This window comes from Microvirga sp. Mcv34 (assembly GCF_024519725.1).
Lineage (GTDB): Bacteria > Pseudomonadota > Alphaproteobacteria > Rhizobiales > Beijerinckiaceae > Microvirga.
Genome location: NZ_JALJRK010000054.1, coordinates 20,113 through 34,023, shown reverse-complemented (window position 1 = coordinate 34,023; position 13,911 = coordinate 20,113). Strand labels below are relative to the sequence as shown.

Genomic DNA, 13,911 nt, shown 5'->3' with positions numbered 1-13,911 from the left:
TCGTGATTGCGCCCGCGAGTACCGGCAGCGACAGGAGCAGCAGGAACGCGGTCACAAGCATGGACCAGGCGAAGAGCGGCATCTTGTGCAGCGTCATGCCCGGGGCGCGCATGTTGAGGATCGTGGTGATGAAGTTGATCGCACCCAGGATCGAGGCCGCACCGGCAAGGTGCAGGGCCAGGATGCCGAAGTCGAGCGCCGGGCCGGGATGGCCGACGGTCGAGAGCGGCGGGTACACGGTCCAGCCGCCGCCGAAGCCCAGCGAGCCCGGCGCGCCTTCGACGAAGAGAGAGCAGAGCATCAGGCAGAAGGCGGAGACGGTGAGCCAGTACGAGATGTTGTTCATCCGCGGGAACGCCATGTCCGGCGCGCCGATCATGATCGGGATGAACCAGTTGCCGAAGCCGCCGATCAGCGTGGGCATCACCATGAAGAACACCATGATGAGGCCGTGGCCGGTCACGAAGACGTTGAAGGCCTGCGGATTGGAGAAATACTGGAGACCCGGCTCCTGGAGCTCCAGGCGCATGCCGATGGACAAAAGGCCGCCGACGATGCCGGCCGTGAAGCCGAAGATGAGGTAGAGCGTGCCGATATCCTTGTGGTTCGTGGAATAGAACCACCGGCGCCAGAAGCTCGGAAGGTGATCGTGGTGATCCGCGTGAGCGGCATCAGCTGCATGTGCCATGATGAGACCTCTGTGGTCCTTCTTACAATTACTGAGCGGTCGCGAACTTGAGCGGAGCGTCGCCCTCGGTCGAAGCATACTTCTGCTTCGCCTCGACGAGCCAAGCGGCAAATTGCTGCTCGCTCACGACGCGGATTTCGATCGGCATGTAGGGGTGGCCGTTGCCGCAGAGCTCCGAGCACTGGCCGTAATACACGCCTTCCTTCTCGGCCTTGAACCAGGTCTCGTTCAAGCGGCCCGGGATAGCATCCACCTTGATGTAGAAGGACGGCAGGGCGAAGGAGTGGATCACGTCCGCGGAGGTGGTCTGAACCTTCACGACCTTGCCCACCGGCACGACCATGGCGTTGTCGGCGCCGAGCAGACGGGGCTGGTCGGGCTTACGGTCCTTGGCCTCGGTGATCATGTTCGAATCGAATTTGAAGCCGCCCTGGTCGGCCGGGTACTCATAGCCCCAGTACCAGGAATAGCCCGTCGCCTTGACCACGAGATCGGCCTGCGGCGGAACGAGCTGCTGGCGCAGGAGGCGGAAGGACGGAATGGCGATTGCAACGAGGATCAGGACCGGAACGATGGTCCATGCCACCTCGAGGAGGGTGTGGTGGGTAGTCCTTGAAGGAACCGGGTTCTTGCTCTCGTTGAACCGGGCAACGATCACAAGGAGCAGGGCCAGCACGAACAGGCAGATCGCGGTGATCAGCCAAACCAGGTAGGTGTGAAAGTTGGACACGCTGTGTCCCAACTCGGTCACCATCTCCTGCATGCCCATTTCCCATGGGGAAGGCCGGCCGGCGGCGGCCCACGCCTCACTTATGCCCAACACAAGTGCGACCGCTGCCGTGGAGAGGGCGGTCACCGATCGACGTCCAGTCTCGATCCGCATCGGCGTTCCTAAGCTCCTAAAGATGTGATGGCCCAGGGCCATGAAAGCATCGGGGAGGGCGCGGGCGTGCGGAAAGCGGCGCCCGGCTTGCGCCATCACCTTTGATCTGCGTCAAAGATCACAGGACGCGCTCAAGCGCAACGGTAGAAGCGTTCCAAACTGTGCGTCATAACCGCCAAAAGTCATTTCAGCCCCTCAAACGACCTCTCTCGCTTGACATCGCGCCCTCTGCCATGGTCCCAACGGGCCAAAGATGGACCTGAAGCGGCGGCAGGCCGCGACCCTTCAGCAGGGTTAATGAATGGAGAAACCGATGGGCGCATCGCGATGGGCTCGCCATGGTGCGGCGGCAATCCTGGGGCTGTCGGCCCTGTTCGGGGCCAGTGGCGCCGGCGCTCAGGGCATGGTCAAGAACACCTTCGGCGAGTGGCAGATGCGCTGCGAGACACCGGCGGGCGCCACGGCCGAGCAATGCGCCCTCGTGCAGAACGTCGTCGCCGAGGATCGCCCTAACGTCACGCTCGTCATTATTGTGTTGAAAACCGCCGACGGCAAAAGCCGCCTCCTGCGCGTGGTCGCGCCTCTTGGTATTCTGTTGCCGTCGGGCCTGGGCCTCAAGATCGACCAGACGGATATCGGACGCGCCGGATTCGTGCGCTGCCTGGCCACCGGCTGCGTGGCCGAGGTCGTGATGGAGGACAATCTGGTCAACCAGATGAAGACCGGCCAGGCGGCCACCTTCATCGTGTTCCAGACGCCCGAGGAAGGGATCGGCATTCCCGTATCCCTGAACGGATTTGCGGCCGGGTTCGACGCCCTTCCGTAACACGAGATCATAGAAGGTGGGGGCGATCATGAAGGATGGATTGAGCCGGAAGGCCGGCTGGACGCTTGCGGTACTCGGCCTGACGGCCCTGACGGGCTGCGGCCCGTCGGGAGGAGGGGGCGGCTTCGGCGTGGGCGACATGCTCCTGACGGCGGGAACCAGGCAGGCGCCGGCCCAATCGGCCGAGATCCGGGACGTGTACTGCCCGACCATCGACGTGGTGGACGGCGGCTCGTCCCTCCAGGTCCGCGGTGGCGGCGAGGAAGGTGCGGTCCGCAGCCAGGTAACCCTGGGCGAGATCGCCCGTGAATGCGTTGGGCAGCCGGACGGCTCGACCCTGGTCAAGGTCGGCATCGAGGCGCGGGCGCTCCTGGGCGTCGGCGGATCCGCCGGCCGTTACGACGTGCCGGTCCATATCGTCGTGAAGGACGGCTCGACCATCTTCGCCGACCGGTCCCGCCGTGTGGCGGCCGCCATTCCGGCCGGCCAGACCCAGACGACCGTGTCGGTGATCGAGGAAGGCATCGTGGTGCCGCCCTCCTACGCCAACAGCTTCGAGATCGAGGTCGGCCTGGGTGGCGGCCGCGCCGCTGCTGGGCGGCGGCGCCGAGGTTAAGCTCTACAAAACTCAGTAGAGAGCGGCCGCGCCCGCTCTCTGGTTGAGCGGCGCGGCCAGGACCTTGTCGATCCGGCGCTCGTCCAGGTCGATCACCTCGAAGCGCCAGCCCAGGGTGTCCACGTGCTCGCCCGTAGCGGGCAGGTGCTGCAGCTCGCTGATCACCAGACCGCCGACCGTGTGATAGCTGCGGGTTTCGGGCAGGGTGACGCCCAGGACCTCGGCCATCTCGTCGACCGGCATGGAGCCGGCCAGCAGCCAGGAGCCGTCCTCGCGCCGGATGGCGTCGGGTTCCGGCGCCTCGCCGTCGGACCGGAAGGCGCCAACAATGGCTTCCAGGGCATCGGCCGGGGTCACGACCCCTTCGAAATGCCCGTATTCGTCATGGACGATCGCCATCGGCACCTCCGCATCGCGTAAGGTAGCCAGCGCGTCGAGGGCATAGAGCGTGTCCGGGATGACGGGAGCCGGCTGGACATGGCCCCGGATGTCGAGGGGCTGGCCCGACAGCATGGTCGCGAGAAGCTCACGGGACTGGACGACGCCGATCACGTTGTCCGGAGTGCCCTCGCTGACGGGCAGGCGGGAATGCGGGGTCTCGATCAGCAGGGCGCGGATCGTCGCCTCGTCGTCGTCCAGGTCGATCCAGTCCACGTCCGTACGCGGAGTCATGAGGCCGCGCACGGTCCGGTCTCCGAGGCGCAGCACGCCCGAGATCATCCGGCGCTCCTCCTCTTCGATTACGCCAGCGCTCTCGGCCTCGCCGACGAGCATCTTGATTTCCTCTTCCGTGACCGTCGATGAATCGTCGGACTTCGCCCCCAGGAGGCGGAAGATCAGGCTGGTCGACGCGTTCAGGAGCCAGACGGCCGGGGCCGCGACTTTCGAGACCACCAGCATCATCGGCGCCATGGTGCAGGCGATGCCCTCCGGATGGCGCAGGGCCAGCTGCTTGGGCACCAGTTCGCCGATAACGATCGAGAGATAGGTGATGATGCCGATCACGAGGCCGTAGCCCAGGGGCTGGGCCACCCCTTCGGGCATGCCCTGGGCCAGGAAGATCTGGGTCAGCCGGTCGCCGAGCGCGGCGCCCGAGAAGGCGCCGGCCAGGATGCCCACGAGGGTGATGCCGATCTGGACCGTGGACAGGAAGCGGCCCGAATCCTCCATGAGGGTCAGGGCCGTGTTGGCTCCCGAGCGGCCCTGCTCGGCCATGGCCTTGAGGCGGGCGCGGCGGGCGGAAACGATGGCGAGTTCGGAAAGAGCAAAGACGCCGTTGAGGGCGACGAGAGCAAGAGCGATGATCAGTTCGAGCAACGATGCGTGGAGCTGCTGACCGGACCAGGCCGCGCTTCTCCCCTTCTGTGACAGATGGCCCCTAAGATGGAGTGTCGATGCCCTGCCGTCAATTAAGGCAGGGAGATATTCGATGTGGCGGCCTGCTTTGTTGACAGGATCGCATTTCCTCTTCAGAGCTAAACCCAGCCGATGATCCCCGCGGAAGAGACCGGACCCCAGGTCCGGCGCCGAAGGCGCAACCGCCCCGGAAACGCTCAGGCCAAAGGACCGCGCGGGAGCTGGCACTCTGGAAAGCGGCGACGCCCGAACAAGCGTCGCCCACCGACGGGCGTAACCCGCCGCGCAAGCGGCGCGGGAAATCTCTCAGGTCTCGGGACAGAGGGGGCGCACAGCAACGGGCCGCAAGGCTCGATGGAACGCGCACCTTTGAGGAAACCCCATGGCCGAGCCAGCGCATAGCGACGAGCCGCTCCTGCAGACCCCGCTTCATGCCCAGCATGTGGCCCTTGGCGCCCGCATGGTGCCCTTCGCCGGCTACGACATGCCGGTGCAGTATCCCACCGGCATCCTGACCGAGCACAACTGGACCCGCGAGCATGCGGGCCTGTTCGACGTCTCGCATATGGGACAGGCCTTCCTCGTCGCCGAGGACAAGAGCCACGAGACCGCCGCCCGGGCGATCGAGGCGCTGATCCCCGCCGACGTGCTCAACCTCAAGCCGAACCAGCAGCGCTATTCGCAGCTGCTGGCGGAGGATGGAGGCATCCTCGACGACCTGATGGTCACCCGCGTCGGCGCGCCCGGCCACGAAGGCTGGCTCTACCTGGTGGTGAACGCCTCGATGAAGGAGCAGGACTACGCTCATATCGAGGCTCGCCTGCCGCAGGGCGTCGCGTTGCGGCGCAAGGACGATTTGGGCCTCATGGCACTCCAGGGGCCGTCCGCCGAGGCCGTGCTGGCCAAGCTGTCGCCCGAGGCCGCCGGCCTCGCTTTCATGATGTCCGCCGACGTGCAGATCGACGGCATCTGGTGCCATGTCTCCCGCTCCGGCTACACGGGCGAGGACGGCTTCGAGATCTCCTGCCAGGGCAAGGATGCGCCCGCGCTCTGGAACAAGCTGCTTTCGGATCCCGAAGTGAAGGCCATCGGCCTCGGCGCGCGCGATTCGCTCCGCCTCGAGGCGGGCCTGTGCCTCTACGGTCATGACATCGATCCAAACACCTCGCCCATCGAAGCCGGCCTGATCTGGTCGATCCAGAAGCGCCGCCGCGAGGAGGGGGGCTTCCCCGGCGCCGAGCGCGTCCAGCGCGAGATCAAGGACGGCGCCGCCCGCGTGCGCGTCGGCATCAAGCCCGAGGGCCGCGCTCCGGCCCGCGAGGGCACCGTCATCACCACGCCGGACGGCCGCGAGGTCGGCATCGTGACCTCAGGCGGCTTCGGCCCCACGGTCAACGGCCCGGTCGCCATGGGCTACGTCGCCAAGGACGTGTCGGCTGTCGGCACGGATCTTCATCTCATCGTTCGCGGCAAGCCGCTGCCGGCCAAGGTCGCGGCCATGCCGTTCGCCCCCCATCGCTACAAGCGCTGACACTCAAAGAGGGAAATCACCATGACCACGCGCTACACCAAGGATCACGAATACATCCGCATCGAGGGCGATGCCGGCATCGTCGGCATCTCCGATTATGCGCAGAGCCAGCTCGGCGACGTCGTCTTCGTGGAGCTGCCGAGCGTCGGCAAGAGCCTGTCGAAGGGCGATGAAGCCGCCGTCGTCGAGAGCGTGAAGGCCGCGAGCGAAGTCTATGCGCCCGTTTCCGGCGAAGTCGTCGAGGTCAACAGCGATCTCGAAGCCTCTCCCGGCACCGTGAACGAGGATCCAGCCGGCCGCGGCTGGTTCATGAAGATCCGCCTCACGAACCAGAGCGAGCTCGACGGCCTCATGACCGAAGAGCAGTACCAGGAATTCGTGAAGTCGATTTCTTAAAGTCGAGCGGCAGGGCAATGGCGCACGAATACAGGGCAACGATCCGCTGGACGCGGGGAGGGGACGAGATCTTCTCCGACAACCGCTACAGCCGGGGCCATAGCTGGAGCTTCGATGGCGGCATCGAAGTGCCGGGCTCCGCATCGCCGTCCGTCGTGCCTTTGCCCCTCTCCCGGGAGGACGCCGTCGACCCGGAGGAAGCGTTCGTGGCAGCGATTTCCAGCTGCCACATGCTGACCTTCCTGTCGATCGCCGCCAAGAAGCGCTTCGTCGTCGACCGTTACGAGGATGAAGCGCTCGGGATCATGACCAAGAACGAGAACGGCAAGCTCTTCGTGTCCAAGGTCACCCTGGATCCGACCATCGAATTCTCGGGCGACAAGGTTCCGACGCCGGAGCAGATCGCCGACATGCACCACCTCGCCCACAAGGAATGCTTCATCGCCAACTCCGTGCTCACGGAGATCGTGGTGGCGGGCATCCCCTCGCACTAACGCTTCAAGGTTTTTGCCGATGCGCTATTTGCCTTTGTCCGACACCGACCGCGGCGAGATGCTCGCCCGGATCGGCGTCAACCACGTCGATGAGCTCTTCGCCGACGTGCCGAAGAACCTGCTCCTCAAGGAGCCGGTGGATCTGCCGCGCCGCAAGGGCGAGCTGGAGGTGGAGCGCATCCTCTCCCGCATGTCGGCGAAGAACATCTCCGCCTCGTCCGTGCCGTTCTTCGTGGGCGCGGGCGCCTACAAGCACCATGTGCCGGCGACCGTCGATCACCTGATCCAGCGCTCCGAGTTCCTGACGAGCTACACGCCGTATCAGCCGGAGATCGCGCAGGGCACGCTGCAATATCTCTTCGAGTTCCAGACGCAGGTCGCGGCGCTCACCGGAATGGATGTGGCGAATGCCTCCATGTATGACGGCTCCACCGGAACGGGCGAGGCCGTGCTCATGGCGCACCGCGTCACCAAGCGCCGCAAGGCGGTGCTCTCGGGCGGCCTGCATCCGCACTACGCGGATGTGGTGAAGACGCTCTCCGACATGGCGAGCGACGAGACCGTCATCCTGGCGCCGGATGTGAACGGCACCGAGGATATCCTCTCGCAGATCGACGATACGACCTCCTGCGTCGTCGTGCAGTCGCCGGACGTGTTCGGCAATGTGCGCGACCTGAAGCCCATCGCCGACAAGGCGCACCAGCACGGCGCTCTGCTGATCGCCGTGTTCACCGAAGTGGTGTCGCTCGGCCTGCTGAAGTCTCCCGGAAGCATGGGAGCCGACATCGTCGTCGGCGAAGGCCAGTCCATCGGCAACGCGCTGAACTTCGGCGGACCCTATGTGGGCCTCTTCGCCACGCAGTCGAAATACATCCGCCAGATGCCGGGCCGCCTCTGCGGCGAGACGGTGGATGCGGACGGCAACCGTGGCTTCGTGCTGACGCTCTCGACCCGCGAGCAGCATATCCGCCGCGACAAGGCGACATCGAATATCTGCACGAATTCAGGACTTTGCTCGCTTGCCTTCACCATTCACATGACGTTGCTCGGCGAGAAGGGGCTTTCGCGCCTTGCCCGCATCAATCATGCGAATGCCGTGAAGCTGGCGGACCAGCTCAGCCAGGTGAAGGGCGTCGAGGTTCTCAACCAGACCTTCTTCAACGAATTCACCGTGAAGCTCGCCAAGCCGGCGGCTGAAACCGTCGAGCGTCTTGCCGAGAAGGGCGTGCTTGCGGGCGTGCCCGTGTCGCGCCTCATGCCGGGCGCCGGACTCGACAACCTGCTGCTCGTCGCTTCGACCGAAGTGAACACCGATGATGACCGCGCGGCCCTCTGCGCCGCCTTGAAGGAGGTTCTGTGATGTTGAACCGCCAGGGACGTCCCTCTTCCGCCGGAGAAGCCGGCACCAATGCGCATCCGACCTTCACCGGCAACAAGGCGCTGGCCCAGATCGAGCCGCTGCTTTTCGAGATCGGTCGCCACGATACGACCGGCGTCGATTTCGATGAGCCGGAGGAATTCCAGCCGCGCCTCGGCGGCCTGGAGCGCAAGGAGCCCATCGGCCTGCCGGGTCTCTCCGAACCCGAGACCATGCGCCACTACGTGCGCCTCAGCCAGCAGAACTACGGCATCGACACGGGACTTTTCCCGCTCGGCTCCTGCACGATGAAGCACAATGCGCGCCTGAACGAGCGCATGGCTCGCCTGCCGGGCTTCTCCGACGTGCATCCGCTGCAGCCGGTCTCGACCGTGCAGGGGGCGCTGGAACTCATGAACGAGCTCGGGCGCTATCTGGTCACGCTCACCAACATGACGGCCGTCGCGCTGTCGCCGAAGGCGGGCGCCCATGGCGAGCTCTGCGGCATGATGGCGATCAAGGCCGCCATCGAGGCGAAGGGCGAGGGGGCGACCCGCAACGTGGTGCTCGTGCCCGATTCGGCCCACGGGACCAACCCGGCCACCGCCGCTCTCATCGGCTTCAAGGTGAAGGCGGTGCCGGCGCGCGAGGACGGCTCCGTGCATGTGGAGGACGTGAAGAAGCTGCTCGGCCCCGACGTGGCGGCGATCATGCTCACGAACCCCAACACCTGCGGCCTCTTCGAGCCCCAGGTGGCCGAGATCGCCAAGGCGATCCACGATGCGGGCGCCTATTTCTACTGCGACGGCGCGAACTTCAACGCCATCGTGGGCAAGGCGAAGCCGGGCGATCTCGGCGTCGACGCCATGCACATCAACCTGCACAAGACCTTCTCGACGCCTCACGGCGGCGGTGGGCCGGGCTCCGGCCCGGTGGTGCTCTCCGCGCGCCTCGCACCCTTCGCGCCGGTGCCGTTCGTGCGCGCCGGCAAGGATGGCGGTTTCGAACTGGTGGAGCAGGAAAGCGATGCCGCCGAAAAGCCGTTCGGCCGCATGACCGCGTTCCATGGCCAGATGGGCATGTACGTGCGCGCCATGTCCTACATGCTCTCGCATGGGGCCGACGGCATGAAGCAGGCTTCGGAAGACGCCGTACTCAACGCCAACTACATCCGGGCCGGCCTGTCGGACCTCCTCTCGCTGCCCTTCGGCAACAAGCCGTGCATGCACGAGGTGCTGTTCGACGATGCGTGGCTCAAGGATACGGGCGTGACCACGCTGGACGTAGCCAAGGCCATGATCGACGAGGGCTACCACCCGATGACCATGTACTTCCCGCTGGTGGTGCATGGCGCGATGCTGATCGAGCCGACCGAGTCCGAATCGAAGTCGTCCCTCGACCTCTTCATCGCGACGCTGCGCGATCTCGCGATGTCGGCGAAGAACGGCGACAAGGAGCGCTTCACGGGTGCGCCGTATCATGCCCCGCGTCGTCGTCTGGATGAAACCCGCGCCGCGCGCAGCCCGATCCTCAAGTGGACGCCGCCGGAGCCGGTGGCAGAGGCTGCAGAATAAAACGGCGGCTGCCTCCCCTTATAGCTGCCTCCCCTTATAAGGGGAGGCAATTTTCTTTCGGATAGGGACAGTCCAAATGCAAAACGACGAGGGAATAGCCATCCTTAAGTCGTCGTTCGGTTTAATTAAGGCCTCACCTCAAGAAGCTGCTGATGCTTACATCAAATGGCAGAAGCCTCTGGCCAGGAAGTACGGGAAGTGCCTGAAGGTCGAGACAATATCTTCCGATCTTGATCCTGCTCTTGAAAACTTGCTCCCGATCAACCCGAGCGCAAATCGGCATCTCTTTTTTCCATGCCGCAATGGGTGGAGCGTTCTTTTTGAGAATGGCTTTCAGGGAACGGATAATACGCCTGTCTGCATGCTGGCGAAGTTGATGCCAGCCTTCACCATGCGAGTGGTCGAAACATCAAGCCTGCCGACTTTCCACTACCCTGCAACGATCTTGGATATATACGAAAGCGACACTTGGCCGAAGCGCAGCATTGCTGCCATGGATGATGGTGGTTCCTGGATCTTCCCACAAGCAGGGGAGCCCTTTGCCTTCGAGAACCTGGAACAATATAAACTGAAGAATATTCGGGATCGTTTCACTCCCATTCTGCTGAGGCAGTACCTTGGCGAGTTTTCGGCCTTTCCCTTCGATTCCGACTTCTACATGACTGGTGAACCAGCCATCCGTATTGAAAAAGTCTCTCGGCTTTCCTGGCCCTTCAGTCTAGTGAGCAGATTCCGGAGGCAATCGGGCTGATAGGACGGCTGACCATCACAGCGCTTTTGGCAAATCCGCCATCTTCTCGATAACGATTAGAGCCCCCATCCGCCGAAGCTTCTCCCCATGGTCGGGACCGCAATGGCCGCCGCCGGTGAATCCGATCACGCGCATCCCGGCGGCTATTGCCGCCTGAACGCCAGCCATGGAATCCTCGATTACCGTGCAATCGTCCGGACGAGCGCTCATGCGCTGAGCCGCATGGAGAAACAGATCCGGGGCCGGTTTGCCGCGTGCGACCTGGGTCGAGCTGAAGACGTCGTCGAACAGGTCGGCGAGGCCCGTGACGCGCAGCGACAGGGCGATTCGTTCCGGGATGGATGACGAGGCGACGCAGCGCGGGAACGGGAGGGATAGGATGGCGTCGCGTACGCCCTCGATCGGCTTCAGGTCCGTCTCGAAACGCGCGAACAGGGTCCTGTTGAGGCGCTCCGTGAAATCCTCGGGGAGACGGATGCCGCGCTCGGATTCGATCCGGGCGATCTGATCCTTGATGCTGACGCCGGTGAACTCGCGGGCCACGGCTTCGGGCGTGTAGGGCACGCCGCATTCGGTCAGAACCTCCGCGTCGATCCGGCAGCTCAGGGGCTCCGAATCGACCAGCACGCCGTCGCAATCGAAGATCAGCAGCATCATGGTCTCCAAGCAAAAAGGCCGCCTCGGAGGGCGGCCTTGAAGGGGTTCGTCCGGTACGAGGCCTTTACTGCAGCTTCGTCCGCACGTCGTTGAGGCTCGCCGTCATGAGCGAGGCGGCGGTGGCGCCGGTGATCTCGTCGCGCAGGACGCGCTCGGACGCCTTGATGGCGGCGTCGACGGCGGCCGCGCGGACTTCGGCGGAGGCCTGGGCCTCGGCCTGCGCGATCTTCGCCTCGGCGGTGGCCGTGCGGCGCTTCACGAAGTCGGTCATCTTCTCCTGCGCTTCGCGGGCGAGGCGCTCGGCCTCGTCGCGGGCGCTGGAGACGATGTCGGCGGCTTCGCGCTCGGCGGCTGCGCGCTTGGCCTCGTATTCCTTCAGGAGCCGTTCGGCATCCTGGCGTAGGCGCTTGGCCTCGGCCAGCTCGTCGGCAATGCGCTTGCCGCGGGAATCGAGCTGGTTGAGCACCTTACCCGGAACGCCCTTGTAGAACAGGATGCCCCAGAAGATGACGAAGGCGACCGCAACCCAGAATTCAGCGCTGTGCAACATGGGGACCTCCCGATCAGGCCTTGATCTGGTTGAGAGCGGCTTCGACCTTCTGCGGGGCCGGAGCCTTGCCGGTCAGGCGCTCGATGATGGCGGAAGCGGTGTCGCGGGCGATGGCGTCGACGTGGCTCATTGCCTCTGACTTCTTCGCGGAGATCGTCGCCTCGGCGTCGGCGAGACGCTGGTTGAGGTCGGCCTCGAGCGCCTTGCGCTTGGCGTCGCTCTCGGCCGAGAGCTTGGCGCGGGTTTCCTGCGCGAGAGCCTGGGCGCGGCCCTTGGCTTCGGCGAGGGCCCGCTCGTAAGCGGCGCCGGCTTCTTCGGCGCGGGATTTCATACCGGCCGCGTCGTCGAGATCGTTGGCGATCATCGCGCGGCGGTTCTCGATGATTCCGCCCAGACGCGGGAGAACCAGCCTGGAAAGCAGGGTGTAGAGCACCACGAAGGTGATCGCCAGCCAGAGGAGCTGACCGGCATAGGTTTCCGTCTCGAAGGGCGGAAAGCCGATATCCTCGTGAGCGCCGCCGGGGGCCTCTGTTGTGGCGTGGTTCGTCTGAGCCTGAGCCATGGAGCAGTTCCTAGTATACGGTCCTACAAACATGAATGACGGCGGTTGAGCCCGCCGTCACCCCTGTCGAGGCGAAGCGCTTAAGCGCGCCTCGACCTCCCGATCACCGTCTTGAGATTAGGTGAAGAGCAGAACGAGAGCGACGACGAGACAGAAGATGCCGAGACCTTCTGCGAGCGCCGCACCGATGAACGCGCGGGCGAACTGGCCGTCGGCAGCCGACGGGTTGCGCAGAGCGCCGGACAGGAAGTTACCGAAGATGTTGCCAACGCCCATAGCGGCGAGACCCATGCCGATGCAGGCGAGGCCCGCGCCGAGGAACTTGAAAGCAACCGGATCCATTGTGATCTCCTTGGGAATACTGTGATCGGGAGGGAAGGTGTAACTCAGCGCAGACCTAGTGGCCCGGGTGCAGCGCGTCGTTGAGGTAGATGCAGGTCAACACCGTGAAGACGTAGGCCTGCAGAGCGGCGACGAGGAACTCGAGCGCCATGAGGGCAACCGCCATGAGAAGCGGCAGCGGAGCGAGGATCATCAGGCCACCGCCGGCCGCCAGGAGGCTGACCACGAAGCCTGCGAAAACTTTCAGCGCGATGTGTCCCGCGAGCATGTTCGCGAAGAGACGCAGGGACAGAGAGATCGGGCGCGAGAGGAACGAGATGAGCTCGATCACCACGATGAAGGGCAGGAGCCATGCCGGCACGCCCGACGGCACGAAGAGCCCGAGGAAGTGGGTGCCGTGCTTCATGAAGCCGTAGACCACCACCGTGCCGATGACGAGCAGCGCGAGGGCGAAGGTGACGATGATGTGGCTGGTGACCGTGAAGAAGCCCGGGATCATGCCGAGCATGTTCGCGGTCAGCACGAACATGAAGAGAGAGAAGACGAGGGGGAAGAACTTCATCCCCTCCTTGCCTGTCGCGTCGACCAGGGTGTTGGCGACGAAATCGTGCAGGACTTCGGCCATGGACTGGGCGCGGCCCGGAACGACGGCGCGCTTGCGGGTCGCCAGCAGGAGACCACCCACGATCACGGCGGCGGCGCCGATCATGAACAGGGACGAATTGGTGAAATTGATGACCGGAATGATGGGCTTGATCTGGAATTGTTCGATCGGGCTCGCCATGATCCGCTCTCAAAGTTCGATGTTGTCAGTTGCCGTTCGGCGTTCGAAAGACCAGTCCGTCACCGCTTGTCGTCATACCGGGCGGATTTGACCATCCCGGCTGCTCGCATCAGATTGAGCATCCCGGCGCAGAAGCCGAGTATCAGACAAACGATCAGACCCCAAGGGGAAGTCCCGAACAAACGGTCGACAATCCAACCCAGAATTCCGCCGGCGGCCACTCCTGCAACGAATTCGGCCGAGAGCCTGAAGGCTTGGCCGAGAGCGCTGGAATCGGACGTCGGGCGGGGGCGAGGTTCCGCTTCGGCTCGCTGCGCGGATGCTTGGGAGATCCGTGCGTCGAGCGATTGCAGTCTCGCTGACAGGTCGGCATCGTCGGCGCTGCCCGGTTTCCGCTCATTGTCACCGTTCCGCTCGTTGGGGTCCGCCATTGCGATCTCCTTTGAAGCGTTGCGGGAAAATGCTTGGAAGCCCAGCCCCGAAAGCCGGGCGCACCATATGAGCGGGGGTCCACCCTGTCAAGAACCGTCTGAAAAGATCTAAG

17 protein-coding genes and 1 riboswitch are annotated in these 13,911 nt (G+C 64.4%); of the genes, 8 read left to right on the top strand and 9 right to left on the bottom strand.

Annotation, left to right across the window (positions count from 1 at the left end; translation table 11 throughout):
* Positions 1-688 (bottom strand): cbb3-type cytochrome c oxidase subunit I (locus tag OC446_RS22005; RefSeq protein WP_262031151.1); only part of this gene is annotated, 688 nt, incomplete at its 3' end.
* 28 nt (positions 689-716) lie between these two features.
* Positions 717-1,571 (bottom strand): cytochrome c oxidase subunit II, encoded by an 855-nt coding sequence (gene coxB / locus OC446_RS22000; RefSeq protein ID WP_262031150.1) that lies wholly within the window; start codon positions 1,569-1,571, stop codon positions 717-719.
* A gap of 313 nt (positions 1,572-1,884) precedes the next feature.
* Between coxB and OC446_RS21995 the strand changes: the two genes are divergently transcribed.
* Positions 1,885-2,397: an invasion associated locus B family protein gene (locus OC446_RS21995; RefSeq protein ID WP_262031149.1), complete on the top strand. Its 513-nt coding sequence runs from the start codon at positions 1,885-1,887 to the stop codon at positions 2,395-2,397.
* A 28-nt stretch (positions 2,398-2,425) separates the two neighbouring features.
* Complete coding sequence (locus OC446_RS21990; RefSeq protein WP_262031148.1) at positions 2,426-3,013, top strand: hypothetical protein; 588 nt, start codon at positions 2,426-2,428, stop codon at positions 3,011-3,013.
* Positions 3,014-3,025: 12 nt separating this feature from the next.
* Here OC446_RS21990 and OC446_RS21985 read toward each other — a convergent pair whose 3' ends face one another.
* Positions 3,026-4,330, bottom strand: coding sequence for a hemolysin family protein (locus OC446_RS21985; RefSeq protein WP_262031147.1), 1,305 nt, complete (start codon positions 4,328-4,330; stop codon positions 3,026-3,028).
* Between the two features lie 171 nt (positions 4,331-4,501).
* Positions 4,502-4,592, top strand: a riboswitch (glycine riboswitch).
* Positions 4,593-4,751: 159 nt separating this feature from the next.
* Between OC446_RS21985 and gcvT the strand changes: the two genes are divergently transcribed.
* The 6 genes from gcvT to OC446_RS21955 all read left to right on the top strand — a co-directional run bounded on the left by gcvT (position 4,752) and on the right by OC446_RS21955 (position 10,472).
* Positions 4,752-5,900 (top strand): glycine cleavage system aminomethyltransferase GcvT, encoded by a 1,149-nt coding sequence (gcvT, locus tag OC446_RS21980; RefSeq protein ID WP_262031146.1) that lies wholly within the window; start codon positions 4,752-4,754, stop codon positions 5,898-5,900.
* Between the two features lie 21 nt (positions 5,901-5,921).
* Positions 5,922-6,296 carry a glycine cleavage system protein GcvH gene (gene gcvH, locus OC446_RS21975; RefSeq protein ID WP_262031145.1) on the top strand — a complete coding sequence of 125 codons (375 nt, stop codon included), beginning with the start codon at positions 5,922-5,924 and terminating at the stop codon, positions 6,294-6,296.
* 17 nt (positions 6,297-6,313) lie between these two features.
* The gene (locus tag OC446_RS21970) at positions 6,314-6,790 is read left to right on the top strand and encodes an OsmC family protein (RefSeq protein WP_262031144.1); all 477 of its coding nucleotides are present in this window, start codon (positions 6,314-6,316) and stop codon (positions 6,788-6,790) included.
* Between the two features lie 19 nt (positions 6,791-6,809).
* Positions 6,810-8,150, top strand: a complete 1,341-nt coding sequence (gcvPA, locus tag OC446_RS21965; RefSeq protein WP_262031143.1) for an aminomethyl-transferring glycine dehydrogenase subunit GcvPA — start codon at positions 6,810-6,812, stop codon at positions 8,148-8,150.
* Positions 8,150-9,721 (top strand): aminomethyl-transferring glycine dehydrogenase subunit GcvPB, encoded by a 1,572-nt coding sequence (gene gcvPB / locus OC446_RS21960; protein ID WP_262031142.1) that lies wholly within the window; start codon positions 8,150-8,152, stop codon positions 9,719-9,721. Before gcvPA ends, gcvPB begins: the two co-directional genes overlap by 1 nt.
* 76 nt (positions 9,722-9,797) lie before the next feature.
* Positions 9,798-10,472 (top strand): hypothetical protein, encoded by a 675-nt coding sequence (locus tag OC446_RS21955; protein WP_262031141.1) that lies wholly within the window; start codon positions 9,798-9,800, stop codon positions 10,470-10,472.
* 15 nt (positions 10,473-10,487) lie between these two features.
* Here the strand turns inward: OC446_RS21955 and OC446_RS21950 are convergent, their stop codons facing one another.
* From OC446_RS21950 to OC446_RS21925, 6 genes are all read right to left on the bottom strand, one after another.
* Complete coding sequence (locus tag OC446_RS21950) at positions 10,488-11,126, bottom strand: HAD family hydrolase (protein WP_262031155.1); 639 nt, start codon at positions 11,124-11,126, stop codon at positions 10,488-10,490.
* Positions 11,127-11,193: 67 nt separating this feature from the next.
* Complete coding sequence (locus tag OC446_RS21945; protein ID WP_262031154.1) at positions 11,194-11,676, bottom strand: ATP F0F1 synthase subunit B; 483 nt, start codon at positions 11,674-11,676, stop codon at positions 11,194-11,196.
* A gap of 16 nt (positions 11,677-11,692) precedes the next feature.
* Positions 11,693-12,241, bottom strand: coding sequence for a F0F1 ATP synthase subunit B' (locus OC446_RS21940; protein WP_262031140.1), 549 nt, complete (start codon positions 12,239-12,241; stop codon positions 11,693-11,695).
* 117 nt (positions 12,242-12,358) lie between these two features.
* Positions 12,359-12,583 (bottom strand): F0F1 ATP synthase subunit C, encoded by a 225-nt coding sequence (locus OC446_RS21935; RefSeq protein WP_009764739.1) that lies wholly within the window; start codon positions 12,581-12,583, stop codon positions 12,359-12,361.
* A gap of 55 nt (positions 12,584-12,638) precedes the next feature.
* The gene (locus tag OC446_RS21930; protein WP_262031139.1) at positions 12,639-13,367 is read right to left on the bottom strand and encodes a F0F1 ATP synthase subunit A; all 729 of its coding nucleotides are present in this window, start codon (positions 13,365-13,367) and stop codon (positions 12,639-12,641) included.
* A gap of 59 nt (positions 13,368-13,426) precedes the next feature.
* Positions 13,427-13,798, bottom strand: coding sequence for an AtpZ/AtpI family protein (locus OC446_RS21925; RefSeq protein WP_009764741.1), 372 nt, complete (start codon positions 13,796-13,798; stop codon positions 13,427-13,429).
* Positions 13,799-13,911 lie beyond the last annotated feature (113 nt).

Coding starts and splice junctions, on each gene's coding strand:
- gcvH (WP_262031145.1), top strand. CDS start 5,922: ATGACCACGCGCTACACCAAGGATCACGAATACATCCGCATCGAGGGC.
- OC446_RS21995 (WP_262031149.1), top strand. CDS start 1,885: ATGGGCGCATCGCGATGGGCTCGCCATGGTGCGGCGGCAATCCTGGGG.
- OC446_RS21930 (WP_262031139.1), bottom strand. CDS start 13,367: ATGGCGAGCCCGATCGAACAATTCCAGATCAAGCCCATCATTCCGGTC.
- OC446_RS21925 (WP_009764741.1), bottom strand. CDS start 13,798: ATGGCGGACCCCAACGAGCGGAACGGTGACAATGAGCGGAAACCGGGC.
- OC446_RS21940 (WP_262031140.1), bottom strand. CDS start 12,241: ATGGCTCAGGCTCAGACGAACCACGCCACAACAGAGGCCCCCGGCGGC.
- OC446_RS21935 (WP_009764739.1), bottom strand. CDS start 12,583: ATGGATCCGGTTGCTTTCAAGTTCCTCGGCGCGGGCCTCGCCTGCATC.
- OC446_RS21955 (WP_262031141.1), top strand. CDS start 9,798: ATGCAAAACGACGAGGGAATAGCCATCCTTAAGTCGTCGTTCGGTTTA.
- OC446_RS21950 (WP_262031155.1), bottom strand. CDS start 11,126: ATGCTGCTGATCTTCGATTGCGACGGCGTGCTGGTCGATTCGGAGCCC.
- OC446_RS21970 (WP_262031144.1), top strand. CDS start 6,314: ATGGCGCACGAATACAGGGCAACGATCCGCTGGACGCGGGGAGGGGAC.
- gcvT (WP_262031146.1), top strand. CDS start 4,752: ATGGCCGAGCCAGCGCATAGCGACGAGCCGCTCCTGCAGACCCCGCTT.
- gcvPB (WP_262031142.1), top strand. CDS start 8,150: ATGTTGAACCGCCAGGGACGTCCCTCTTCCGCCGGAGAAGCCGGCACC.
- gcvPA (WP_262031143.1), top strand. CDS start 6,810: ATGCGCTATTTGCCTTTGTCCGACACCGACCGCGGCGAGATGCTCGCC.
- coxB (WP_262031150.1), bottom strand. CDS start 1,571: ATGCGGATCGAGACTGGACGTCGATCGGTGACCGCCCTCTCCACGGCA.
- OC446_RS21990 (WP_262031148.1), top strand. CDS start 2,426: ATGAAGGATGGATTGAGCCGGAAGGCCGGCTGGACGCTTGCGGTACTC.